The organism is Mycoplana sp. 10N416 (assembly GCF_056394765.1).
In genome coordinates this window covers 564,332-586,497 of sequence record NZ_JBFTIM010000001.1, presented here as the reverse complement: position 1 = coordinate 586,497, position 22,166 = coordinate 564,332, and the positions used below count along the sequence as shown (strand labels likewise).

22 protein-coding genes are annotated in these 22,166 nt (G+C 64.1%); 7 read left to right on the top strand and 15 right to left on the bottom strand.

Annotation, left to right across the window (positions count from 1 at the left end):
- Window positions 1-4 precede the first annotated feature (4 nt).
- Both AC1DDS_RS02830 and AC1DDS_RS02825 read right to left on the bottom strand, forming a co-directional pair.
- The gene (locus AC1DDS_RS02830; RefSeq protein ID WP_477477491.1) at window positions 5-1,435 is read right to left on the bottom strand and encodes an FAD-binding oxidoreductase; all 1,431 of its coding nucleotides are present in this window, start codon (window positions 1,433-1,435) and stop codon (window positions 5-7) included.
- Between the two features lie 12 nt (window positions 1,436-1,447).
- Window positions 1,448-2,422, bottom strand: coding sequence for an L-threonylcarbamoyladenylate synthase (locus AC1DDS_RS02825; RefSeq protein WP_477477490.1), 975 nt, complete (start codon window positions 2,420-2,422; stop codon window positions 1,448-1,450).
- A 172-nt stretch (window positions 2,423-2,594) separates the two neighbouring features.
- Between AC1DDS_RS02825 and AC1DDS_RS02820 the strand changes: the two genes are divergently transcribed.
- The 3 genes from AC1DDS_RS02820 (at window position 2,595) to AC1DDS_RS02810 (ending at window position 5,590) form a co-directional block, all read left to right on the top strand.
- The gene (locus AC1DDS_RS02820; protein WP_477477489.1) at window positions 2,595-3,668 is read left to right on the top strand and encodes a diguanylate cyclase domain-containing protein; all 1,074 of its coding nucleotides are present in this window, start codon (window positions 2,595-2,597) and stop codon (window positions 3,666-3,668) included.
- Between the two features lie 168 nt (window positions 3,669-3,836).
- Complete coding sequence (locus AC1DDS_RS02815; RefSeq protein WP_477477488.1) at window positions 3,837-4,499, top strand: peroxiredoxin; 663 nt, start codon at window positions 3,837-3,839, stop codon at window positions 4,497-4,499.
- Between the two features lie 53 nt (window positions 4,500-4,552).
- Window positions 4,553-5,590: an MBL fold metallo-hydrolase gene (locus AC1DDS_RS02810; RefSeq protein WP_477477487.1), complete on the top strand. Its 1,038-nt coding sequence runs from the start codon at window positions 4,553-4,555 to the stop codon at window positions 5,588-5,590.
- A gap of 31 nt (window positions 5,591-5,621) precedes the next feature.
- On the opposite strand, the gene AC1DDS_RS02805 is transcribed toward AC1DDS_RS02810, so the two are convergent.
- A complete protein-coding gene (locus AC1DDS_RS02805) occupies window positions 5,622-6,230 on the bottom strand; it encodes a DUF6656 family protein (RefSeq protein WP_310414952.1) in 609 nt (202 codons plus the stop codon).
- Window positions 6,231-6,403: 173 nt separating this feature from the next.
- Window positions 6,404-7,480, bottom strand: a complete 1,077-nt coding sequence (locus AC1DDS_RS02800) for a glycoside hydrolase family 25 protein (protein WP_477477752.1) — start codon at window positions 7,478-7,480, stop codon at window positions 6,404-6,406.
- Window positions 7,481-7,920: 440 nt separating this feature from the next.
- On the opposite strand from AC1DDS_RS02800, the gene AC1DDS_RS02795 reads away from it, so the two are divergent.
- The 3 genes from AC1DDS_RS02795 to greA all read left to right on the top strand — a co-directional run bounded on the left by AC1DDS_RS02795 (window position 7,921) and on the right by greA (window position 11,084).
- Window positions 7,921-9,702, top strand: coding sequence for an acyl-CoA dehydrogenase (locus AC1DDS_RS02795; protein WP_477477486.1), 1,782 nt, complete (start codon window positions 7,921-7,923; stop codon window positions 9,700-9,702).
- A gap of 13 nt (window positions 9,703-9,715) precedes the next feature.
- Window positions 9,716-10,465 (top strand): crotonase/enoyl-CoA hydratase family protein, encoded by a 750-nt coding sequence (locus AC1DDS_RS02790; protein ID WP_477477485.1) that lies wholly within the window; start codon window positions 9,716-9,718, stop codon window positions 10,463-10,465.
- Window positions 10,466-10,601: 136 nt separating this feature from the next.
- The gene (gene greA / locus AC1DDS_RS02785; RefSeq protein ID WP_477477484.1) at window positions 10,602-11,084 is read left to right on the top strand and encodes a transcription elongation factor GreA; all 483 of its coding nucleotides are present in this window, start codon (window positions 10,602-10,604) and stop codon (window positions 11,082-11,084) included.
- 51 nt (window positions 11,085-11,135) lie between these two features.
- On the opposite strand, the gene AC1DDS_RS02780 is transcribed toward greA, so the two are convergent.
- The 11 genes from AC1DDS_RS02780 to AC1DDS_RS02730 all read right to left on the bottom strand — a co-directional run bounded on the left by AC1DDS_RS02780 (window position 11,136) and on the right by AC1DDS_RS02730 (window position 20,763).
- The gene (locus tag AC1DDS_RS02780) at window positions 11,136-11,327 is read right to left on the bottom strand and encodes a hypothetical protein (RefSeq protein ID WP_310414940.1); all 192 of its coding nucleotides are present in this window, start codon (window positions 11,325-11,327) and stop codon (window positions 11,136-11,138) included.
- Between the two features lie 134 nt (window positions 11,328-11,461).
- A complete protein-coding gene (locus tag AC1DDS_RS02775; protein WP_477477483.1) occupies window positions 11,462-12,712 on the bottom strand; it encodes a class I SAM-dependent RNA methyltransferase in 1,251 nt (416 codons plus the stop codon).
- Window positions 12,709-13,464 carry a TlyA family RNA methyltransferase gene (locus tag AC1DDS_RS02770; protein WP_477477482.1) on the bottom strand — a complete coding sequence of 252 codons (756 nt, stop codon included), beginning with the start codon at window positions 13,462-13,464 and terminating at the stop codon, window positions 12,709-12,711. The genes AC1DDS_RS02775 and AC1DDS_RS02770 overlap by 4 nt, the downstream gene beginning before the upstream one ends.
- A 71-nt stretch (window positions 13,465-13,535) precedes the next feature.
- Window positions 13,536-15,455 carry a 1-deoxy-D-xylulose-5-phosphate synthase gene (dxs, locus tag AC1DDS_RS02765; protein WP_477477481.1) on the bottom strand — a complete coding sequence of 640 codons (1,920 nt, stop codon included), beginning with the start codon at window positions 15,453-15,455 and terminating at the stop codon, window positions 13,536-13,538.
- 205 nt (window positions 15,456-15,660) lie between these two features.
- Complete coding sequence (locus AC1DDS_RS02760; protein WP_477477480.1) at window positions 15,661-16,584, bottom strand: pirin family protein; 924 nt, start codon at window positions 16,582-16,584, stop codon at window positions 15,661-15,663.
- 95 nt (window positions 16,585-16,679) lie between these two features.
- Complete coding sequence (locus AC1DDS_RS02755; RefSeq protein WP_477477479.1) at window positions 16,680-17,072, bottom strand: winged helix-turn-helix transcriptional regulator; 393 nt, start codon at window positions 17,070-17,072, stop codon at window positions 16,680-16,682.
- Window positions 17,073-17,511: 439 nt separating this feature from the next.
- Window positions 17,512-17,766, bottom strand: a complete 255-nt coding sequence (locus AC1DDS_RS02750; protein ID WP_310414923.1) for an exodeoxyribonuclease VII small subunit — start codon at window positions 17,764-17,766, stop codon at window positions 17,512-17,514.
- 2 nt (window positions 17,767-17,768) lie between these two features.
- Entirely contained in the window at window positions 17,769-18,695 is a 927-nt protein-coding gene (locus tag AC1DDS_RS02745; protein WP_477477478.1) for a histone deacetylase family protein, read from the bottom strand.
- 121 nt (window positions 18,696-18,816) lie between these two features.
- Window positions 18,817-19,380 carry a biotin transporter BioY gene (locus AC1DDS_RS02740; RefSeq protein ID WP_477477477.1) on the bottom strand — a complete coding sequence of 188 codons (564 nt, stop codon included), beginning with the start codon at window positions 19,378-19,380 and terminating at the stop codon, window positions 18,817-18,819.
- 103 nt (window positions 19,381-19,483) lie between these two features.
- The gene (locus AC1DDS_RS02735; RefSeq protein ID WP_477477476.1) at window positions 19,484-20,089 is read right to left on the bottom strand and encodes an energy-coupling factor transporter transmembrane component T family protein; all 606 of its coding nucleotides are present in this window, start codon (window positions 20,087-20,089) and stop codon (window positions 19,484-19,486) included.
- Window positions 20,083-20,763 carry an energy-coupling factor ABC transporter ATP-binding protein gene (locus AC1DDS_RS02730; RefSeq protein ID WP_477477475.1) on the bottom strand — a complete coding sequence of 227 codons (681 nt, stop codon included), beginning with the start codon at window positions 20,761-20,763 and terminating at the stop codon, window positions 20,083-20,085. The genes AC1DDS_RS02735 and AC1DDS_RS02730 overlap by 7 nt, the downstream gene beginning before the upstream one ends.
- Window positions 20,764-20,965: 202 nt before the next feature.
- Here AC1DDS_RS02730 and AC1DDS_RS02725 point away from each other — a divergent pair, with 202 nt between their 5' ends.
- The gene (locus tag AC1DDS_RS02725) at window positions 20,966-22,159 is read left to right on the top strand and encodes a winged helix-turn-helix domain-containing protein (RefSeq protein WP_477477474.1); all 1,194 of its coding nucleotides are present in this window, start codon (window positions 20,966-20,968) and stop codon (window positions 22,157-22,159) included.
- Window positions 22,160-22,166 lie beyond the last annotated feature (7 nt).

Sequence of the window (22,166 nt, the reverse complement as noted above, 5' to 3'; positions counted from 1 at the left end):
CCGGTCAGAGGCCTGTCCGCAGCACCTTGTCCGGGTTCATGATTCCGGCCGGATCGAAGGCGTGCTTGATGCGGCGCATCAGGTCGATTTCGATCGGTGCGCGGATCTCGGCCAGTTCGTCGCGCTTCAACTGGCCGATGCCGTGCTCGGCGGAAATCGAGCCGCCAAGCTTCAGCACGATGCCGTGCACGACCGCGCTGACGTCCTTCCACCGGTCGAGAAAGGCCTGCTTGTCTGCGCCGACGGGTTGGGAAATGTTGTAGTGGATGTTGCCGTCGCCCATGTGGCCGAAGGCGCAGATGCGCGCTCCCGGGATCATCGCAGTTACGGCATCGTCCGCTTCCGCCATGAAGGCCGGAATGCTGGAGACGGGGACGGAGACGTCGTGCTTGATCGATCCGCCTTCGGGCCGTTGCGCCAGCGACAGGCTTTCACGCATGTGCCACAGCGCGCGCCGCTGCTCGCCGCTTGCAGCGATGACGGCATCCTGGACCAGTTCCTTCTCAATGGCGTCTGCGAGCAGCGCCTCGATCATCTCGCGAGCGGCCTCGCCCGAGACCGAGGTCGAGACGTCGATCAGGGCATACCAGTCGTGGCGCGTTTGCAGCGGGTCGCGGACGCCGGGGATGTGCCGCGACGCGAAGTCGATTCCGATCCGGGGCATCAGTTCGAAGCCGGTCAGCGCCTCACCGCAGCGCTGCGAAGCCAATTCGAACAGCGCCAGCGTATCGGCCACGGAGCGCAATCCGGCAAAGGCCACCTCGTGCCCAGCGGGACGGGGAACAAGCTTCATGACCGCTCCCGTGATGACGCCGAGCGTGCCTTCGGCGCCGATGAAGAGGTCGCGCAGGTCGTAGCCGGTATTGTCCTTCTTCAGGCGCCGCAGCCCGTCCCATACTTCGCCGGTCGGCAGCACCACCTCCAGCCCGAGGCAGAGCTGGCGGGCGTTGCCGTAGGCGAGCACCGCGGTGCCGCCCGCATTGCTCGAGAGATTGCCGCCGATCTGGCACGTGCCTTCCGATCCCAGCGAGAGAGGAAAGAGCCGGCCGGCCGCCTCGGCCGCCTTCTGGATGTCGGCCAGCACGCATCCGGCGTCGACGACGATGACATTGCCGACGGGGTCGACATCGCGGATGCGGTTCAGGCGGGAAAGCGAGAGCACGACATCGGCAGCACCCTCCCGCGGGATCTGCCCCGCCACGTGTCCGGTGTTGCCGCCCTGCGGCACGATTGCGGTGCCGGTCGCGGATGCGAGCTTGAGGATCTCGGAGATCTCGCCGACGCTCCCCGGTCGCAACACCAGCGGGGTCGTTCCGCGGAAGATTCCCCGCGTCTCGACCAGATAGGGGGCGACTGCGCTCGCATCGGTGAGTGCAAATTTCTCGCCGGTGATGGCGGAAAAGCGGGAAATCAGATCAGCCGGGAGTGCAGTCATGGCGGTCCTCGTTCAACTCCTGGGGGCGGCTGCGCGTTCGAGCCGGTCATTGATTGCCTCACCCAGGCCCGTGGCGGGAATTGGCGAGAATGCGATCGAGCGGGCGCCGGTCGCGTCCGCCTTCTGCATATGGCCGAAAAGGTTGGCGGCCGCCTCGCGCAGGTCGCCGGTCGGGCTCAGGTCGAGCACGATGGCCGCACTTTCCTCGCCCGGCAGTGCCGTTCCTCCAAAGCGGATCAGCGCTTCGCCCGGAGCGACGCGGCTGGCATTAAGTCGCACGCCCGCCGCCGGCGCATAGTGTGAGGCAAGCATGCCCGGCGCCTCGATCGTCGCTCCGGCGCTCTTCTGCCGGATCACCTTGCTGCCGGTCAGCCTTTCGACGTCGGAGACGTCGAGCCCTCCGGGCCGAAGAAGGTGGACGGCACCGTCGACCACCTTCAGGATGGTGGATTCCAGTCCCACTTTGGCCGCGCCGCCGTCGAGGATCAGTTCGATCCTGTCGCCGAGATCGGCATTGACGTGCCCGGCGCTCGTCGGGCTGATCCGCCCCGACGTGTTCGCACTCGGTGCCGCGAGCGGCCGTCCGAACGCGGCAATCAACCGATTGGCAAAGCCGGAGGGCACGCGGATGCCCACCGTGTCGAGCCCGGCACAGACGAGCGGATGAATGGACGTATTCGCCCTTACCGGCAGGACCAGCGTCAGCGGACCCGGCCAGAACGCTTCGGCGATCTGGCGGGACAGCGGATCAAAACAGGCATACCGTTCGGCCATCTCAAGATCGGCCATGTGGCATATCAGCGGATTGAAGCGTGGCCGTCCCTTGGTTTCGTAGATGCGGGCGATGGCCTCAGGATTGGTCGCGTCCGCCGCCAGGCCGTAGACCGTTTCCGTCGGTATCGCGATCGGCAAGCCTCTCGCAAGTACCGCGACTGCTTCCTCAAGGGTTGCTTCGGGATCCGTCCTCGTGTCGATGACCTTTGCCATCTCGCCCCTTCTTTGCGTTTGATGGCACTCGCTTTACAGCCTTTGACGGCCGGATGCCAAGTTTTAAGGACACGGTGAACGAGCTTGCGGAAAATCGCATCCAATGGCGTCGCGGCGTTAGATGCTTCGTAACCGATCGCTGGTAATGCAGACAGAACAGGGGAGTGGGTGCATGAACATGAACCAGAGGAAATCCTCGACGAACGACATTGCCTTGCGTATCGCCACAGCGATGCACCAGATGGGCATCGACGCGCTGCCGCGAAATTATGAACTGGTCTACGAGGCCTATGCGGGCGCCAATCCTGATCTGGTCCGCGAGTTTGTCGCTCTTGGCAAATTCAAGACGCAAGCGTCTCTGGACGAGCTTGGCCGCAAGTATCTCCCCCACCATCACGAAGAAGGCGTGCTGCAACGCTCGGCTGGCGCCGTCCGCGACGAGATGGCCAACTTCATGGCGTTGCTGCAGCAGGAGGAGATCTCGCTCAGCGACTATGGCCGTTTGATCGGAGAGGCATCGCAGGCGATCTCCGCCGATAGCCCGGAGTCGTCCTCCGCGCTTGGCCTGTCAATCGAGCGGCTGCGCCAGGCGACCGAACAACAGGCCACCCGCAATGCCGCGATGGCGGCGAGCGTCGCGGCGCAATCGGAAAACATGGACGCGATCCAGCGCGACCTGGCTTCGTTCGAGGCAACCAAGTTCGCCGATGCGGCGACGGGTCTGGGCAATCGCCGCGCCTTCAACAAGGCGGTCGCCAAGGTCTACGCCCATCCCGAACTGCCGGTGTCCTGCGGCCTGGCCATCGTCGACGTTGATGTCTCAAAGCGCTTTTCGCCCGCTCAGGCCGAGGCGCTGAACGACTACCTCATCCGCCACTATGGCGCCCTGGTGAAGCGAGCGACGCCGGCGACCGACGTCGTCAGCCGTTTCGACGGGCTGCGTTTCGGCTTCCTGTTCTATACGTCCGACGAAAACGAGATCGTCCGGTTATTGGCGATGCTGCGTTCGGCCTTTGCGGCAGCACCACTGCGACACCCCGAGACGACGCGCAACCTCGGCTGCCTCACATTCTCGGCCGGTGTCTGCATGGTGGACGGGATTGGAAATGCCTTCGATCTGGTCACCTTCGCCGATAAGGCGCTGCAGCAGGCACAGGCGGCGGGCGGCAATCGCCTCGTCGTCCATCGCGGCGGCAACGACGGCGGGCCCGACGGCAAGGATTGGATGCTATACAAGAACGGCTAGGTCGCTTCCGGATCCTTGTGCATCTTTTGCGCGATCGATCGCGTTGATTGCCTTCTTGCTCTGGTAGTATCGGATAACCAACATTAGCGTTGCCTAATGTGGCGATTGGTGCAAACTTGTGCGCCTTCGTTCCCTGATCATCGTCTTTGAAAGACGGGGAGGTGTGTGGTGACGCTTGCTATCAACGATGTGGCGCCGGACTTCCAGGCGCAGACGACCGAAGGCGAGATCCGGTTCCATGACTGGCTCGGTGATTCCTGGGCTGTGCTGTTCTCGCACCCGAAGGACTTCACACCGGTTTGCACCACGGAACTCGGCTACATGGCGAAGATAAAGCCGGAATTCGACCGGCGCGGGGTCAAGATCATCGGCCTTTCCGTCGATCCGCTCGATCGTCACGCCGGGTGGGCGAGCGATATCGAGGAAACGCAGGGGCATGCGCCCAATTTCCCGATGATCGCCGACGTCGATTTCAGCGTCTCGAAGCTCTATGGCATGTTGCCGGCCTCGGTGTCGGGCGACCCCACCACACGGACACCTGCCGACAACCAGACCGTGCGCAACGTCTTCGTCATCGGCCCCGACAAGAAGGTCAAGCTGATCCTGGTCTATCCGATGACCACGGGTCGCAATTTCGACGAGGTGCTGCGGGTGATCGACTCGTTGCAACTGACGGCGCAGCACAAGGTTGCGACCCCGGTCAACTGGAAGCAGGGCGAGGACGTGATCATTGCCGGCTCCGTATCCGACGATGACGCGCGGAAACAATATCCCGATGGCTGGCGTGCGCCCAAGCCGTACATCCGGATCGTGCCGCAGCCGGGGACGTGAGGCAGGCGCCGTCCCGGCGTCCCGGTACGGTGAACGGTTGATGGAGGGTGCCGATGATTTTCCGCCAACTCTTCGACAGTGTCTCCGGCACCTACACCTATCTCATCGCCAGCCGGTCGGGAGGCGAGGCGCTTATCATCGACCCGGTGCTTGAAAAGGTCGAACGATACCTGCTTCTGGTGGAGGAACTGGATCTCAAGCTCGTCAAGGCGGTTGACACTCACCTCCATGCCGATCACGTGACCGGCCTCGGCGCGTTGCGCGACCGCACCCATTGCATAACGGTGATGGGCGAGCAGACGGCAGCCGATGTCGTCTCCATGCGTGTTTCCGAAGGCGACCGGATCGCTATCGAGGGCCTGAGCCTCGACGTACTCTACACGCCCGGCCACACCGACGATTCCTACTCCTTCCTGATGGGCGGGCGTGTGTTCACCGGCGACACGCTGCTGATCCGCGGCACCGGGCGGACCGATTTCCAGAACGGCGATCCGCGGCAGCAATACGACTCCATCTTCAACAAGCTGCTCAAGCTGCCGGAGGAAACGCTGGTCTATCCGGCGCACGACTACAAGGGCGACACGGTCTCGACCATCGGTGAGGAGAAGCGGTTCAATCCCAGGCTGAGGGTCGGCTCCGTCGACGAATACGTCGACGTGATGAACAATTTGCACCTGCCCAATCCGAAGATGATGGACGTGGCCGTTCCGGCCAACATGCGGGTCGGCCTCCATCAGGAAGAGATCGCCCGGAAGGGCTGGGCGGTAACGGCGGCAGAGGCATTGGCGTTGCGCAACAGCAGGGAAGTCGTGATCGTCGACCTGCGCGAGACGGCCGAGCGTCAAAAGCACGGAACCATCCCTGGCTCGCTCCACGCGCCTTATCCGGATCTGCAGGAGAACGTCGGCGCTGGCGGGATGCTGCATGAACTCGCCGCCACGACCGGTCGGCGAATCGTCTTTTACTGCGCCTTCGGCGAACGCTCGGCCATGGCGGTCGAGGCCGCCCAGGATGCCGGGCTGACCAACGCCTGCCACATCGAGGGCGGGATGGCCGCCTGGAAGAAGGCAAACGGTCCGGTCGTCCGCTAGCGCGTCTTCAGATGGTTGCGCAGGCCGACGCTCAGATCGCGCGGATGACCTTGCGCAGTTCCTCGTTGCGGGCACCGAGCATCAGCACGCTCTTCATCGCCAGCTTCGCGTCATGGGTGTGGAACAGCACTCCGTCGTCGCCGACCGTTCGGTTGATCTCCAGCCGGTCGCCGCTCTTCGCCGGGCATGTCGCCACGGCGAAGTACATGCGCGAGAATTTTGGGCTGATCGCCTCGAAGAACCGTTCGCCGTCGCCAATCTCCGCATAGAAGTTGGCCATGTAGAACGACCACTGGACGTCTTCTTGCTTGGCAAGCCTCGTCTTGGAAACAGTGACGTGGCAATAGCCGAGATGAGGCATCGAGGCGAGAGTGCGGTGGAAGATCAGCTTTGGAAAGCGGATCGCTCGGTGGAAGCCATTGATGCGCTCATGGGTGAGGGTGCCTGCCTTCTCCAGTTTCCGGCCGGTCTGCTCGGCAACCTCCGGGTAGCTCATGTACCGCTTGTCGGTCCGCTTCCAGTCGCCACGCGTTTCCAGCTTTCCGGTTCGAAGAAACTCGGTATGGGCGAGTGACTGCCTGCCTTGCGCGCGCTTGAGGGCGGTGGCGTCGTAATACTTAAATTTCGGCGTAGGCTGCACGAGGGTACTCCGGGAGGCGACGCTTTTGGAGGAGGATCATGCGTTGTTATGGTTAACACCACCCTTACGCGGAACACAATCGACGGACGGACTGCGCAAGGCCGGTCAGGCCGTGTGCTCGACCGCCCGGGCGGGCCGCGACAACCTTGCCGTCGTTTCTGATCGGAATTTGCTTAATAGTTCTGATAGTTCAGCGGCGTTACCGGATCCGTGCCTGGATGCGCCGCGGCGGGTGTAACCGCGCCTTCCGCGGCCGTGGGTTCGCCGTTCGCCGATGATGCAATCGTTCCGGAGATGGCGTCGCCATCCTTGTTCTGCACACTCGCGCTGGCAGCCGCAACAACGCCCGCAATCGTTTCTGCCGCAATTTTTACCGGCATCGATTTGGGCTCTTCGTCTGCCGCGCCGCGGTTGATCGAGGCCGTCACGATCTCGTCGACCCGGATTTCGTCGGTAGCATCGAACGGCTTTTCCGGCAAAAGATCGCCAAAGGCCCAGATCTTCACCAACTCCGAACGGCTCACCGGCGCAACATTGACGTCGATGTCGTTCAGCGTGCCCTTCACGCGATAGGGACAGCGCCGCTTGTTGCAGTTGGCGGCGGCGGAAAACTGCCAGAGCGCATAATTGTCCCAGTTGCCGAGTGGGAAGACGGCTTGGATGCCTGGTTTGTAACGCGCGTACCACAGCGGCAGACGCGAAAGGATGCGGTACTTGTCGCGGTTCGCGGCGATGTATCTTGCCGTCGAGTGGTTGGTGTAGAGAACGGGGTAACGTCCGGTGCGCGCGCGGATGTGGCCGGCGAAGACCTGCGCGTCGGCGAGCGACATGTACTGCTCCGGGTCGACGCCTTCGATATCGAGCACCATCATCTCGCCCGGTTGAGGCTTGGCGTAGTCGAGGAAGTGGTTGGCCTGGTCGACGGGATTTCCGGGACGCGCGAGATGATAGGCGCCCCACAAAAGGCCCTGGGCCTTGGCCAGCAGTCTCCGCGTCTCGTAGAGTTCCCGGCTGACCGCGTACTTGCGCCACATCGTCTTGCAGTGCGCGACCGTGTCGCCGTCGTGATCGCCCTTGCAATTAAAGCTCTCCGGCAGACCGTCGGATGCCTTGGAGATGAAGCCGACGATGCGTTTGTCGGTCAGCATCAGCGGCCAATCGATCTCGTTCAGCTCGTAGGCATCGACGACGATAGCGTTTTCCGGCTTTCTCCAGGGCTCCAGGTCGGTCGCTGAGAGTGCGCCGGGCATGGCCAAGAGGAGCGCACCGGCGGCGGCCAGTCTCTTCATCGTCGTCATGCTTCGATCCCCGCTTCTGCCCCTCCGCCCCGGATGGTGCCGTCGACATGGTTAGCAAGACGTTAACAGGGCCTGGCTTTACCGCCCGGTGCTGCGGTTGATTCCCGGAACGACGGGAGCCGCGGCGTCCATGCCGGTCCTTGTTGTGCGCGAGATGAAAAATTCCCCCTGCCTTACATTTCCGAAAGGTGTTTCTAATCTACACACGTGAGATCCGTTGAAAAGTGCGAATGGGTCTTTTCTGCTAGAGGGCGAGATCGACACGGCCATTGAGCGGGGCTTTGCGTTGACGTTTACGTAAAAAGAAATACTCTGCCGCGCATTGCGCCGGCCCCGTTCGACCGCCATGTTTCCGGTCGAAGCGTCCGCATGACGAATTAGTGGAGGTCACCATGTACAAGGCACCGGTCGATCAGATCGCGTTCACGCTTCGCCACGTGGCCGGCCTCGAGGCCGCATTGGACGAAGGCCGGTTCGGCGAATTGTCTGGCGACCTGGTCGACGCGATCCTCCTGGAAGCGGCGCGTTTCGCCAGCGACGAGATCGCGCCGCGGGCTGAAACCGGTGATCGCCAAGGTGCCGTCCTGCGGGATGGCCACGTCGCCACGCCAGAAGGCTGGCCCGCGCTCTACCGGGCCTGGGCGGAAGGTGGCTGGAACTCCCTGACGGCACAGCGCGAGTTCGGTGGGCAGGGACTGCCGCACATGCTTCATGTCGCGACGATGGAGATGTGGAACAGCGGCTCGATGGCCTTTGCCATCGGCCCGACGCTGACGATCGGCGCAATCGAAGCCCTCTCCGCACATGGATCGGACGCGTTGAAGCAGACCTATCTGCCCAAAATGGTTTCCGGCGAATGGATGGGATCGATGAACCTCACCGAGCCGCAGGCCGGCTCGGATCTCGGCGTGATGAAGACGCGCGCCGAGCGGCGTGACGACGGCACCTACCGCATCTTCGGCCAGAAGATCTTCATCACCTACGGCGAGCACGATTTCACCGACAACATCGTCCATCTCGTGCTGGCGCGCCTGCCGGATGCGCCGGCGGGAACGCGCGGCATCTCGCTGTTCCTCGTTCCGAAATTCCTGGTCAATGCCGATGGATCGCTTGGCGGCCGCAACGACGTGTTCTGCCACTCGATCGAGCACAAGCTCGGCATCCACGCCTCGCCGACCTGCACGATGATCTATGGCGACGGCCGGTTCAGCGAGGAGCCTGGGGCGATCGGCTGGCTCGTCGGCGAGGAGAACAAGGGCCTCGCCTGCATGTTCACCATGATGAACAATGCGCGCCTTGCCGTCGGCATGCAGGGGGTGGCGATCGCCGAAGCCGCGACGCAAAAGGCGATCGCCTATGCCAGGGAGCGCACCCAGGGCAGGGCGCCGGGCTGGCAGGGAGAGGGGATGAGCCCGATCATCGAGCACCCGGACGTCGCCCGCATGCTTTTGACCATGAAGGCGCTGACGCAGGGAGCGCGCGCCATCGCCTATGCCTGCGCCTACGCGGTCGACATGTCGCATGTCACTTCAGGCGAGGAGGCGCGGCACTGGGCCGAGCGGGCGAGCCTGCTGACGCCGATCGCCAAGAGCTGCGCCACCGATGCCGGCGTCGACGTCGCCTCCCTCGGCATCCAGGTTCACGGCGGGATGGGCTTCATCGAGGAGACGGGGGCTGCCCGTCTTTATCGCGATGCCCGCATCGCGCCGATCTACGAGGGCACGAACGGCATCCAGGCGATCGACCTCGTCACCCGCAAGCTGCCGCTCTCGGACGGCACACAGATCAAGGGTTTCATCGAGGAACTGAAGGCGATCGCGCGCGCCGTGGCCGCTTCCGACGACCCGGCCTTCGGCGAAACCGCCTCCCGGCTTGCGTCGAGTCTCACCGATCTCGAGGCCGCTACCGCCTGGCTCGGCGAGGCGCTGGCGGATGGCCGCCAGGCGGAGGCACTCGCGGGCGCAACGCCTTATCAGCGTCTCTTCGGCCTTGTCCTGACAGGTGTCTACCTGGCCAAGGGGGCGTTGGCCGACGCCGGCGACGGCCGCGGGAAGGAGCGCACCGCGCTGTGCCGCTTCGCTGCGGAGAATCTCATTGCCGAGACCGCGGCGTTGAGGGATCGGGTGGTGAACGGCGCTGCAAGCCTTGCGGCGGCGCGCGCGGTTTTCGGCTGAGGAGAGAAGAGAGATGAGCGACCACATCCTGATCGATCGTCCCGAGACGCTGCCCGGCGTACAGGTGATCCGCCTGAACCGCCCGGAGAAGAAGAACGCGATCACCCGCGCGATGTACCACACGATGACGGATGCGTTGCGCGCCGCCGACGTCGACCCGTCGATCCGGGTCACGCTGCTGCTCGGGTCGGAGGGCTGCTTTTCCGCCGGCAACGACATGGCCGAATTCCTGGCCTTTGCCGTGGGGGGCACGATGGGGCGGGAGGTCGTCGATTTCCTGCACGCGCTTGCCGCCCACACCAAGCCGCTGATCTCCGGTGTGGACGGTCTTGCGATCGGCATCGGCACGACTATCCACCTGCATTGCGACATGACCGTTGCCTCGCCGCGGTCGCTGTTCAAGGCCCCGTTCGTCGATCTCGCGCTCGTGCCGGAGGCCGCCTCCAGCCTGATCGCGCCGCGGCTGATGGGCCACCAGCGTGCCTTCGCCCTGCTCGTCGCCGGTGAGAGTTTTTCCGCCGAGGAGGCCCATGCCGCCGGCTTGATCTGGAAAGTCATGGACGCGGTCGAAGCCGAAGCGATGGAGATTGCGAGGCGCCTGACAGCCAAGCCGCCGGAGGCCTTGCGGGCCGCACGCGAACTGCTTCGCGGCAATCGCGAGGAGATCGCCGGCCGGATCGACGAGGAGGCGCATCATTTCGCGGTGCGGCTGCGCAGCGCCGAGGCCCGCGCTGCCTTCGAGGCCTTCATGGCGAAGAAGTAGCAGGCTGGGCGTTCACCGCCCGTTGGAACAAGTTGGCCAGTTCGTCTATTGTCATCCGATCCACGGTTCAGACAAACGTCGGATCGGTGGTCACGCGCGCTGCAAAGTGCATCGCGTTGAAATGGAGTTCGAGAAATTGAGCGTTGCCTTCGTCAAGGAAGAGAGTGCCGAAACGGCTGCGGAAACCCTGTTGCCCGACCGCCCGGTTTCGCCGCACCCGAATCTCGTCACGGAAGCGGGGCTGAAAGCCCTGGAATTGCAGCTTCAACAGGCACGCGAAGCCTACCATGCGGCCAACACGATCGAAGACGTGAACGAACGGCGCCGGCAAACGGCCGGCCCATTGCGCGATCTGCGCTACTTCACCGAAAGGGTCCGGACGGCTGAACTCGTTCCCGACCCGACGTCGTCCGAGATCGTCGCGTTCGGGAGCACGGTGACGTTTGCCCGTGACGACGGCCGCGTCCAGACGTACCGGATCGTCGGCGAGGACGAAGCCGATCCGAAAGCCGGTTCGATCTCCTATGTGTCTCCCGTGGCCAGGGTTCTCATCGGCAAGGCGATCGGCGATGCCGCCAGCGTCGGCGAGCAAGAACTCGAGATCACCGCCATCGCGTAAGGCGTCCAACCATCCGTGTTGATTTGGCATCAGAAGCGCGTCCCCGGCCTGTCACCCGGCGGCGAGCTTTTCCTTGCAATCATGCTTGATCATTGCCGCGGCCAGGTTCTCTCGCCCGGTACCGGTCGCCTGGGCCTTTGCCGCAGCCATCTCCCGGCACCAGTCGGCGTCAAGGACTTCCTCCGGGATCCGGGTCATGCAGGACGACAGCAGCAGGAGCGAGCATAGGGCAAGGACACGCATTCGCAGGCTCCGTTCAGGTGTCGCGAATCCATATCATCCCCGGGGCCGAAAGGAACCTGCATTCGATGCTCCGCCATCGCGTGGAAGGCGATCTCGTCACCGCCTCGCAATACCCGGCGGCAATCCTCTCCCGCCTACTTCTCCAGCGTCGCTACCGCCTCCACATGCGACGACCAGAGGAACTGGTCGATCGGCGTCACGCCGGTGATCCGGTAGCCGGCGGCAACGAGGATGGAGAGATCGCGGGCGAGCGTCACCGGATTGCAGGAGACAGCGGCGACCTTCTTCACGCCCGAACGGGCAAGTTCCCGACATTGGTCTTCGGCACCCGCCCGTGGCGGATCGAAGACGACGGCGTCGAACACCTTCAGTTCCGAGGCCATCAGCGGACGGCGGAACAGGTCGCGCTTCTCGATCGTCACCGGTTTCAGCCCCTGCGCGTGGCGAGCGGCATGATCCAGCGCCTTCAAGGCCTTCTCGTCGCCTTCGACGGCGTGAACGCGAGCCGTCCGGGCGATCCGAAGGGCAAAGGTTCCTGACCCGGAGAAGAGGTCGGCGACGCGCTTTGCCTTGCCGATGTGGTCAAGCACGAGGGCGGCCATTGCCTCTTCGGCCTGGATTGTTGCCTGGGTGAAGCCACCGGCCGGTGGGATGACTGGCACCCCATTAAAGTCGATCTGTGGCTTCTGCGGCTCGATCAGGATCTCACCGTCGTTGGACACGCGGGCGATGCCACGCAGGGCGAGCACGCATTCGGTGACGGCGCGGCGCTGCTTGTCGCCGATCTTGCGGATCCCCTCGAAGGCGAGATCGAGACCGCTGAGCGTTTCGAGCACGGTCAGCCGGAAGCCCTGGCTGTCGGTCGCCAATGCGTCGGCGACCGTGCGGATCGCATCCAGCCTCGAAACAATGCCCGGGCTGCTGATCGGGCACTCGTCGATGTCGACGATGTGGTGGCTGGATGCCTGGTTGAAGCCGAGCAGCATGCCTTTCTCGGTCTTGCGGGTGGTGAAGACCATCCGCCTCCGCTCACCGGGGCGGGCGATGACGAGCGGCGCCACGTCGGGCGTCAGTCCCTTGGACTTGAGCGCGTCCACCACGAGGCCGCGCTTGTAGGCGTGATAGAGCCCGTCGCCGGCGTGCTGCAGCGAACAGCCGCCGCAGGCGCCGTTCTTGCCGTCAGGGCCGAAATGGTGGCAGGCCGGGGCGATCCGGTCGGGCGAGGCGACGGAGGTCGACATAACCGTCCCGTGGTTCTTTACCCGGGCGATCGCCACGGTTTCACCGGGAAGCGTGAAGGGGACGTAGACGGGGCCATCCGGACCGGCGGTAATGCCGTCGCCGCCGCTGCCGAGCCTGTTGATCGTGACCGTTTCGGTGCTCATGGTTTGCGTCCTGCGAGAAGATATTCCTGGTTGCCGTCGCCGCCGGCAATCGGGGAGGGGATGATGCCAAGGCTGCTCCAGCCCATCTCCTCAATAAGCCAACGCTCGAGCGTTGCGGCAACCTCCGGCCCCGTTGCGGGATCCTTGAGAAGGCCGCCCTTGCCGATCGCCTCGCGTCCTGCCTCGAATTGCGGCTTGACGAGCAGCACGCAGAAGGCGCCGGGCCGTGCCAGCGAAAGCGCCGGCGGCAGCGCCAGTTTCAGCGAGATGAAGGAGACGTCCGAGACGACGCAGCCGATCACGCGTTCGCCGACCTCCGCTGCCGACAGCACGCGAGCGTTCAGCCCCTCGAGGTTGGTCACGCGCGTGTCCTGCGCGATGCGGGGATGCATCTGACCGTGGCCGACATCGACGGCCACGACATGATGCGCACCCCGTTGCAACAGCACTTCCGTGAAGCCGCCGGTGGAGGCGCCGATGTCGAGACAGTCGAGCCCCGTCGGATCGAGCCCGAATTGGTCGAGGGCAGCAGCAAGCTTGAGTGCTGCGCGCGATACATAGGCGCGCGCCGGATCATCGAGTTCGATCGAGGCATCAGGGCCGACGGTCGCGCCCGCCTTGGTCGCGACCTTGCCGTCGACACGGACGGTGCCGCGGTCGATCGCGTCACGGGCGCGCGAGCGGCTGTCGAACAGGCCGCGCGCCACCAGAAGCTGGTCGAGGCGTTGGGATGTGGCGGGTTTGTCGGTCATCGCCTCTCATGGCGTGTTGCGGCCATGGAGGCAAGTCCGTTGAGTCGGTGGAGGCTAGCGGAAGAGGAAAATCAGCCGGCGACGCCGACGCCGATATCCTTCTGGCCGAGCGCCTTGAAGACGGTGGTGACGATGCCGGCGCGGTCAAGCCCCGCCTTCGCATACATGCTTTCCGGCTTCGCCTGCTCCATCCAGATGTCGGGCAGCACCAGCGGCCGCACCTTCAGCCCGGTTTCCAGCAGGCCTTCGACGGCAAGGAACTGCAGAACATGGCTGCCGAAACCGCCGACCGCGCCTTCCTCGATCGTCACCAGTACCTCGTGATGGCGGGCAAGCTGGCGGATCAGGTCGTGATCGAGCGGCTTTGCGAAACGCGCGTCGGCCACGGTGGTGGAAAGGCCTGCGGCATCGAGGTCTTCGGCCGCAAGCAGACAGTCCGCAAGGCGGGTGCCGAAGGAAAGCAGCGCAACCTTCGTTCCCTGCTTGATGAGACGGCCCTTGCCGATCTCCAGGATTTCGCCGCGCTCCGGCATTTCTACGCCCACGCCCTCGCCGCGCGGATAGCGGAACGAGATCGGACCCTCGTCATAGGCGGCGGCTGTTCGCACCATGTGTTTCAGTTCCGCCTCGTCGGCGGCTGCCATGACCACGAAGCCTGGAAGCGAAGAGAGATAGGTGGTGTCGAACGATCCCGCGTGGGTCGGGCCGTCGGCGCCGACGAAGCCGGCGCGGTCGATCGGGAAGCGAACCGGCAGGCCCTGGATCGCTACGTCGTGAACGACCTGGTCGTAGGCGCGCTGCAGGAACGTCGAATAGAGGGCCGCGAACGGCTTGTAGCCTTCAGCGGCAAGGCCGGCGGCGAACGTCACCGCGTGCTGCTCGGCGATCCCGACGTCGAAGAGGCGAGCCGGATAGATCCCGCCGAACTTGTCGAGACCCGTGCCGTTCGGCATGGCGGCGGTGATGCCGACGATCTTGTCGTCGAAACCGGCCTCCTGGATCAGCGCGTCGGCAAAGACGGAAGTATAGGAGGGGGCGTTCGGCTTGGTCTTGGCCTGCGCGCCGGTGATGACGTCAAACTTGTTGACGCCGTGGTACTTGTCGGCGGCGGCTTCCGCCGGCGGATAGCCCTTGCCCTTCTGCGTCACCACATGGATGAGCACCGGGCCCTTGCCGTTGTCGCGGACGTTGCGCAGGACCGGCAGCAGGTGCTCGAACGAATGGCCGTCGATCGGGCCGATATGGTAGAAGCCCATCTCCTCGAACAACGTGCCGCCTGTGACGTAGCCGCGTGCGTGTTCCACGGCGCGGGTGATCGCGCGGTCGACCGACTTGCCGAGATAGGCAGTCATCTTCTTGCCGAGCTCGCGCATGCCCATGTAGGTGCGGCCGGAAGCCAGGCGTGCCAGATAGGCGCTCATCGCGCCGGTCGGCGGGGCGATCGACATGTCGTTGTCGTTGAGGATGACGATGAGGCGCGCGTCGAGCGCCCCGGCATTGTTCATCGCCTCATAGGCCATGCCGGCCGACATGGCGCCGTCGCCGATGATGGCGATCACGTTGCGGTCTGCGCCCGAAAGCTCGGACGCCACCGCCATGCCGAGACCGGCCGAGATCGAGGTGGAAGAATGCGCTGCGCCGAAGGGGTCGTACTCGCTCTCCGCGCGGCGGGTGAAGCCGGAAAGGCCGTCTTCCTGCCGCAGCGTGCGGATCCGGTCGCGCCGGCCAGTCAGGATCTTGTGTGGGTAGCACTGATGGCCGACGTCGAAGATCAGCCGGTCCTTCGGGGTGTCGAAAACCTTATGGATGGCGATGGTGAGCTCGACCACGCCGAGGCCAGCGCCGAGATGGCCGCCGGTCACGGATACGGCATCGATCATCTCGTCGCGCAGTTCGGCGGCGAGTTGCGGCAGGTCGCGATCGTCCACCTTCTTCAGATCTGCCGGGGTGTTCACCTGATCGAGCAGGGGGGTCGCTGGCAATTGTCTCACTCTTGATGCCCTTTTGCCGACCGCCGGCTGGCCGAGCCTTCGCCGGGCCGCGCCGATGGTCCTGTTCTGCCTGTCATTGCCGATGCGGCGGCGCTTTGCAACCTTCACGCCAACTTATGCGCTATTTGCCGACAAGGAAACCGGCCGAGCGCCGGATTACGCGCTTGTGGAACGACAAGAAGGCTTTGTCGGGGCACGCATAGCGTCAGCCTTCTGGCAATGGGATGAATTCCTCCTCATCGCCCGGCACGATATCGAAGCGCCCCGTCCGCCACTCCTGCTTGGCCTGTTCGATTCGTTCCTTCGAGGAGGAGACGAAATTCCACCAGATGTGGCGTTTCGAGCCGAGCGCCGCACCGCCGAACAGTGCCACGTGACAGCCTTCGGCGCCGGCCTTCAGCGTGATGGCATCACCGGGACGAAACACCAGCAGCCGGTCGGCCTCGAACCGATCGCCGGCCACGTCGAGTTCGCCGGACAGCACATAGATAGCGCGCTCTTCCCAGTCGGCGGCCAGTGGCGCGCTGGCACCGGGCGCCAGCATCAGGTCGGTGTAGAGCGTGTCGGTGGGAGCCTTGACCGGCGAACGATGGCCTTCGTAGTGGCCGATGATCACGCGGCCCTGAACGCCGTCGGACGCAAAGACCGGCAGTTCCTCATGCGTCGTGTGGATGAAGGCCGGGTCGATTTCCTCTTGACCGTCGGGAAGGGCGAGCCAGGTCTGGAGGCCCGAAAGGCTGTGCGGATGGCCGCGGACGTTTTCTGGCGAGCGCTCCGAATGGACGATGCCGCGGCCCGCCGTCATCAGGTTGAGGTCGCCGGGGCGGATGACCATTTCGGTCCCCAAGCTATCGCGGTGCTTGATTTCGCCGTCGAACAGATAGGTGACGGTCGAAAGGCCGATATGCGGATGCGGCCGCACGTCGATCGCCTGTCCGGCCCTGAACAGGGCCGGTCCCATCCGGTCGAAAAAGATGAAGGGTCCGACAAGGCGGCGTTTTGCCGTTGGCAGCGCCCGGCGCACTTCAAAGCCGCCGAGGTCGCTGGTGCGCGGAATGATCAGGTGTTCCAAGGCGTCGCAGGCGGCAGCGTCACCTGCGACAGGGTCCGGTCCGGGGAAGAAGCTCATGTCGCGCACTCCGTTTCAAAACATGTGGGAACAGTGAACAAGAGGCGGCCGGTCGTGGCAAGTGGTCACGCGGGATTGCCGCGTGAACACAGTGTTCAGGGCAGGGGGGCGGCGACCGTCTGCCGGTCGAAGGATTTTTGCGCTGCCTCGATTTCCTCGTTGTTTTCCCGCAGCCAGTCGACCAGTTCCGTCACCGGCTTGAGGAGCTTGAAGCCGAGAGGGGTCAGCTCATAGTCGACGCGCGGCGGGATCGTCGCGAACATCGTGCGCGTCACCAGGCCGTCACGCTCAAGGTGCCGGAGCGTCAGCGTCAGCATGCGCTGGGAGATTCCCTCGACCTGCTTCTTGAGTTCGTTGAAGCGCAAGGGGCCGTCGCAGAGGGTCTCGATGACTGACAGCGACCACTTGTCGCCGACCCGGTCAAGGATTTCGCGGCTCCCGCCACGAGCGGTGTGGCGGCGTTCGGATGGGGAGGGATAGTTCAGCATGAGAGGCCTGCAATGAATTGGGGCAAGTGCTTGAAGGGAGAGAACTGTGTTTCGCGCTATGTCAGGGTTGGGAGGAGACCCATGAACGCTTGATAATGCTCGTCATTTCCCTTCGTCACGTCTCGCCTGTCGCATTTCTATTGGAGCGTGCGTCGAGCATTTCGTCGGCACGCGCATAAGGCGACCCCATTTAATGAGGTGGCTCCTTATGTGGGTCCTACTTGGTCTGTCTCATCAATTTTGGCAACCCCCAAATGTTGGGCTATGCAAAAACGCCGAGGCAAAATTGGCCAGCGGGGAGCTCTGATCACAAGTGTGAAAAGACGCCAAAACGTCAAACCCCAGCTGTTGCGGACAGCCGGGGTTGGATGCAGGCCAGGTATCTGGGGTAAGCGATGACACAGGGTCACGATTGTGTGACCCGATGGCATTTGGGGTGTTAGCCGTTATCGAGCGGTTCGACACCCTGTGGGTTACCAGCGCGGTCGAGCCTGATCTTCTCGATTCGATTCTCGGCAGCGTTGAGGAGTTTCTCGCAGTGCTTCTTGAGCGCTTCGCCGCGTTCATAGATCTCGATCGACTTGTCGAGGGCGACGTCGCCGCGTTCCAGCGCGGCCACGATCCTCTCGAGCTCTTCCACGGCCTGCTCGAAGGAAAGCGCAGAGACGTCCGCAATGGGGGTCGATGTGGTCATGATCAGCCTCTCATCAGCCGGTGGATATGCAAGGCGGCCGATTCGGCCAGCCCCTGGAGGTCGTAGCCGCCTTCAAGCAGGCTGACCACCCTGTGCGATGCGGACCGTTCGGCAACGTCCATCAACTTCGCCGTCGCCCAGTCGAAGTCGTCGGCGACGAGGTGGAGTTGCGCCAGCGGGTCGCGGTGGTGGGCGTCGAAGCCTGCGGAGATGACGATCAGGTCGGGCCGGAACTCGGCGACCCGCGGCAGCACGCGGCTCTTGAAGGCTTCGCGAAAATGGTCGCTGCCGGTCTCGGGCGAAAGCGGCGCGTTGACGACGTTGCCGGCGCCGATTTCGTCCTTTGCACCGGTGCCGGGGTAGAGCGGCATCTGATGGGTGGAGCAGAAGAGCACCGACGGATCGTCCCAGAAGATGTCCTGCGTGCCGTTGCCGTGGTGAACGTCCCAGTCGACTATGGCGATGCGCTCGGCGCCATGCGCTCTTTGGGCGTGACGCGCAGCGATGGCCGCGGAGTTGAACAAGCAGAAGCCCATCGCCTTGGATTTCTCGGCGTGATGGCCGGGTGGCCGGGCGGCAATGAAGGCGTTGTCCGCCTCGCCGGAGAACACCGCGTCGACAGCCGAGATCGCGCCGCCGATCGCGGTCAGCGCCGCCTGGAGACTGGCAGGGCTGGCATAGGTGTCGGACTCGAACTGGTTGATACCCTCTTCGGGGATCTCCTTCATCACGGCGCGCAGGTGGGCCTCGGGATGGGCAAGGAGGACGAAGTCCTCGTTTGCCTGCTCGGCCGTCTTGCGAACGAGCGACTGGAAGCGCTCGTGCTCAAGGGCAAGGTTCAGCGCCCGCAGCCGGTCGGGCCGCTCGGGATGCCCCTCGGGTGTCTTGTGCTCGAGAAAAATCGGGCTTTCGAAGAGGAGCGTCGTCATGATCCGAGGCTATCCGCTGCGTAGAATATGGTCCACGGGAAATGGGGGCACGCGGCGTGCTTTTCAACAGCCGTGCAAATTGCAGTAGGCGGGCCCCAATGGCACCCGCCATTAGTGCGGATCAGGTGCGGACCGGCAGCAGCGGATAACCGGCCAGCACGGCACGGCCGGCCAGCATCGCCACGAAGGCCTTGATCAGATCGCCGGGGATGAAGACGAGCGAGGCGAGCGTCGTTGCGACGAATGCCTTGCCGCTCATGTAGGAGAGCCAGGCGATGCCGAACAGATAGACGATGCCGATGCCGCCAACGACCGCAGCGACGAGGAAGCCGAGGAACTGCTGGAACTCGGGCTGTCCCTCGCGCACAAGCCGCTCGGCGATCAGTCCGGTCACATAGGCCCCCGCAACCCAGCCGACGAGATAGCCGGCAGTGGGGCCGGCGAAGACGGCAAGTCCGCCGCGCCCGCCCGACAGCACCGGCAGGCCGATCGCCACCAGAAGCACGACCAGCAGAACGGCGGCCGCACCACGCTTGGCACCAAGGATGCAGCCGGCCAGCATGACGCCGAGCGATTGTGCGGTGATGGGAACTGGAATGAAGCCGAGCGTGATCGGTGGCAGCATGCCGAGCACGACGATGATGGCAGCAAAGAGGGCGACGAGGACGATGTCTCTGGTGGTCATGCAGGGCTTCCCGGCTAAAGGCGCGGCGTGCCGAAGATCGGTTCGGCAGGGCGTGGGCTTCGAATTCGGCAGCATGTCGAGAATTGCAAGCCGCTAATATGGGTTATTGACGGCGAAACCCGCGGGCGTCAATCGCCATGGCGACCGTATCCGCGTCCTTCAGCGTCAGGATGATCAGCGGCAGCAGAATTCCCAGCGGACGCACGCGCAGGCCACGCGCCCGGTGCGCGTCGCGGATGTCGGTGTAGCGCGCCAGGATTTCCGGCGTAAACCGCAGCACCAGCCCGACAGCCAGGCTGACGTCGGCGGCGCGAACGAAGCCGAAGCGCTCGAGCGGGCGCAACAGCCGCGTGATCTCGTCCATGAACGCAGAGATCGTCGTGGTGGCGGTGACCGCAGCGGCGAGCAGCACCAGGGCGGTGAGCCGGAACAACACGGAAAGCGCGTCTGCGAGCGAATGGAAGAGGTAGTTTGCCAATGCCACGAGCATCACGGTGAACAGCACGAAGCGAACCCGGCGAAAGGCCTCGCGAGGAGGAATGCCGGTCGAGCCGTATAATCCGGCAGCGACAATGGCGCCGCCCGCCAACACCCAAGGGCCGTCCAGAAGAAACAATCCGATTGCCGCGGCGAACAGCAGGATCAGCTTGGCCCGACCAGACAGACGGTGAAGCGGCGTATCGCCCTCGATGTCGAGGCCGGTCAGCATGCGGCGATTTCCCGATAGGTGCGGACAGCTTCGGCTGGCGTCGTGTCGGCCGCAAGCCGGCCCCGATGGAAGAGCAGCACACGGTCGAAGCCGTCGAGCAGCGGCAGGTCGTGGGTGATCACGATCGCCTGTTCGGGGAGCGTGGCGATGGTGCGTTCGATCATGTCGCGGTTCTTCAGGTCCAACTGGTTCGTCGGCTCGTCGAGGATCAGCACGTCCGGTCCCGTCACCAGAACGCTGGCGATTGCGGCAAGCTGGTTCTCTCCACCGGAAAGCTCATGCACGCGCCGCTTCGCCAGATGCGCGATGCCGAAGCGCTCCAGCACGGCCTCCGTGCGCCTGGAAATTTCGTCCTTTGCCAGTCCGCGGTTCTTCAGGCCAAAGGCGATATCCTCGGCCAGAACCGGCAGGATCATCTGATGCTGCGGGTTCTGGAAAATGAAGCCCACCCGTCCGCGCGCCGCTTCCTCGTCCTTCACCGTGTCCAGGCCACCGATCGTCACCCGTCCGGACGCCGGGCGGATCAGCCCGTTGATCAAGCGCGCAAAGGTCGTCTTGCCGGAGCCGTTCAGACCGATGATGCCGATGCGGCGCTCGCTGAGCTTCAGCGAGAGGGAATGCAGCGCGGTCTGTCCGGCGAAGCTGGCCGAAGCGTCGCTGAAAACGATGTCCAATGGGAACTCCCGGGCCGGTGACGTGGCGCGAGCTATAGTGCCTTTCCGGGTCGATTTGAAGCGTTCGGCCGGGCATGCTTTCGTGGGGATCGGGCCTGATCCAATCCTGCTCCGGCTGAACGCGTTACCCGAAACGCTTGTCCGGTCGTCATGCAAAGGAATTCGGGTTGGAAGAGGTGGGAATATATGCCTATCATGACACATGACGAATCTGGTCACAAACGCTGACGCCCGCCGCGTCTTCCTGGCAAGGCAGGGGCTTTGCACGCCGCCCGGTCGCCTGCTCGGCAAGGATGGCCTGCTGCGGCTGATCCATGACATCGGTTTCGTGCAGGTCGACAGCATCTCCACGGTCGAGCGCGCCCACCACCAGATTCTCTTTTCCCGCAACCAGACCTATCGCCGCGAGCACCTGGCCGACCTTCTGGAGAAGGACGGCGACCTGTTCGAGAACTGGACGCACGACGCCTCGATCATTCCGAGCGCCTTCTACCGCTACTGGAAGCACAAGTTCCGGCGGGAGAATGGCGCCATTCTCGAACGCTGGCGCCGCTGGCAGGGGGAGGGGTTCGATACGAGCTTCGAGGAGACCTACGGCAGGATCGAAGAGAATGGTGCGGTGCTGTCGCGCGAACTGAAGTCTGCCGACCACGAATCCGGCGGCTGGTGGAACTGGCATCCGAACAAGACCGCGCTGGAATACCTCTGGCGCACGGGCAAGATCGCGATCGCCAGGCGGGAGAACTTCCAGAAAGTCTACGATCTCGCCGAACGGGTGGTGCCGCAGCACCATCATGAACCAGAGGTCGATCATGATGCATTTGTCGACTGGGCGTGCCGGAGCGCGCTGTCGCGGCTCGGCTTTGCCACCCATGGCGAGATTGCCGCGTTCTGGGACCTGGTTTCACCGGACGAAGCGCGGTGCTGGGTCGAAGCTCACCGTGACGAACTTCGGCCAGTCCGCGTCGAGCTGGCCGACGGCAGCAAACCGCGCGCCTGCCACGCCTTCGCCGACTTCCCCGAAGCACTCGGCGACGTGCCGGAACCGCCGGCCCGGCTGCGGGTGCTCTCGCCGTTCGACCCGCTCATCCGTGATCGCAACCGCACGGAGCGGCTGTTCGGCTTCTTCTATCGCATCGAGGTCTTCGTGCCGGAGCCGAAGCGGCAATACGGCTACTACGTCTTCCCGCTGCTTGAGGGCGATCGCCTGATCGGGCGCATCGACATGAAGGCGGACCGCAAGGCTGGCGAGCTCGTGGTCAGAAAGCTCTGGCTCGAACCCGGTGTAAGATCCTCGGCGGGGCGAATGGAGCGCCTCGATGCGGAATTGGCCCGGTTGGCCCGCTTCACCGGCGTCGAGGAGGTCCGCTACCTCGACGGATGGCGGCAGGGCTGACGTTGCG

Coding starts and splice junctions, on each gene's coding strand:
- AC1DDS_RS02800 (WP_477477752.1), bottom strand. CDS start 7,480: ATGCCCGGCGCACTCTCAGCGACCGACCTGGAGCCCTGGAGAAAGCCG.
- AC1DDS_RS02780 (WP_310414940.1), bottom strand. CDS start 11,327: ATGCGTGTCCTTGCCCTATGCTCGCTCCTGCTGCTGTCGTCCTGCATG.
- AC1DDS_RS02745 (WP_477477478.1), bottom strand. CDS start 18,695: ATGACGACGCTCCTCTTCGAAAGCCCGATTTTTCTCGAGCACAAGACA.
- AC1DDS_RS02810 (WP_477477487.1), top strand. CDS start 4,553: ATGATTTTCCGCCAACTCTTCGACAGTGTCTCCGGCACCTACACCTAT.
- AC1DDS_RS02750 (WP_310414923.1), bottom strand. CDS start 17,766: ATGACCACATCGACCCCCATTGCGGACGTCTCTGCGCTTTCCTTCGAG.
- AC1DDS_RS02735 (WP_477477476.1), bottom strand. CDS start 20,089: ATGCTGACCGGCCTCGACATCGAGGGCGATACGCCGCTTCACCGTCTG.
- AC1DDS_RS02790 (WP_477477485.1), top strand. CDS start 9,716: ATGAGCGACCACATCCTGATCGATCGTCCCGAGACGCTGCCCGGCGTA.
- AC1DDS_RS02755 (WP_477477479.1), bottom strand. CDS start 17,072: ATGCTGAACTATCCCTCCCCATCCGAACGCCGCCACACCGCTCGTGGC.
- AC1DDS_RS02825 (WP_477477490.1), bottom strand. CDS start 2,422: ATGGCAAAGGTCATCGACACGAGGACGGATCCCGAAGCAACCCTTGAG.
- AC1DDS_RS02770 (WP_477477482.1), bottom strand. CDS start 13,464: ATGACCGACAAACCCGCCACATCCCAACGCCTCGACCAGCTTCTGGTG.
- AC1DDS_RS02795 (WP_477477486.1), top strand. CDS start 7,921: ATGTACAAGGCACCGGTCGATCAGATCGCGTTCACGCTTCGCCACGTG.
- AC1DDS_RS02820 (WP_477477489.1), top strand. CDS start 2,595: ATGAACATGAACCAGAGGAAATCCTCGACGAACGACATTGCCTTGCGT.
- AC1DDS_RS02725 (WP_477477474.1), top strand. CDS start 20,966: ATGACGAATCTGGTCACAAACGCTGACGCCCGCCGCGTCTTCCTGGCA.
- AC1DDS_RS02775 (WP_477477483.1), bottom strand. CDS start 12,712: ATGAGCACCGAAACGGTCACGATCAACAGGCTCGGCAGCGGCGGCGAC.
- AC1DDS_RS02760 (WP_477477480.1), bottom strand. CDS start 16,584: ATGAGCTTCTTCCCCGGACCGGACCCTGTCGCAGGTGACGCTGCCGCC.
- AC1DDS_RS02830 (WP_477477491.1), bottom strand. CDS start 1,435: ATGACTGCACTCCCGGCTGATCTGATTTCCCGCTTTTCCGCCATCACC.
- AC1DDS_RS02740 (WP_477477477.1), bottom strand. CDS start 19,380: ATGACCACCAGAGACATCGTCCTCGTCGCCCTCTTTGCTGCCATCATC.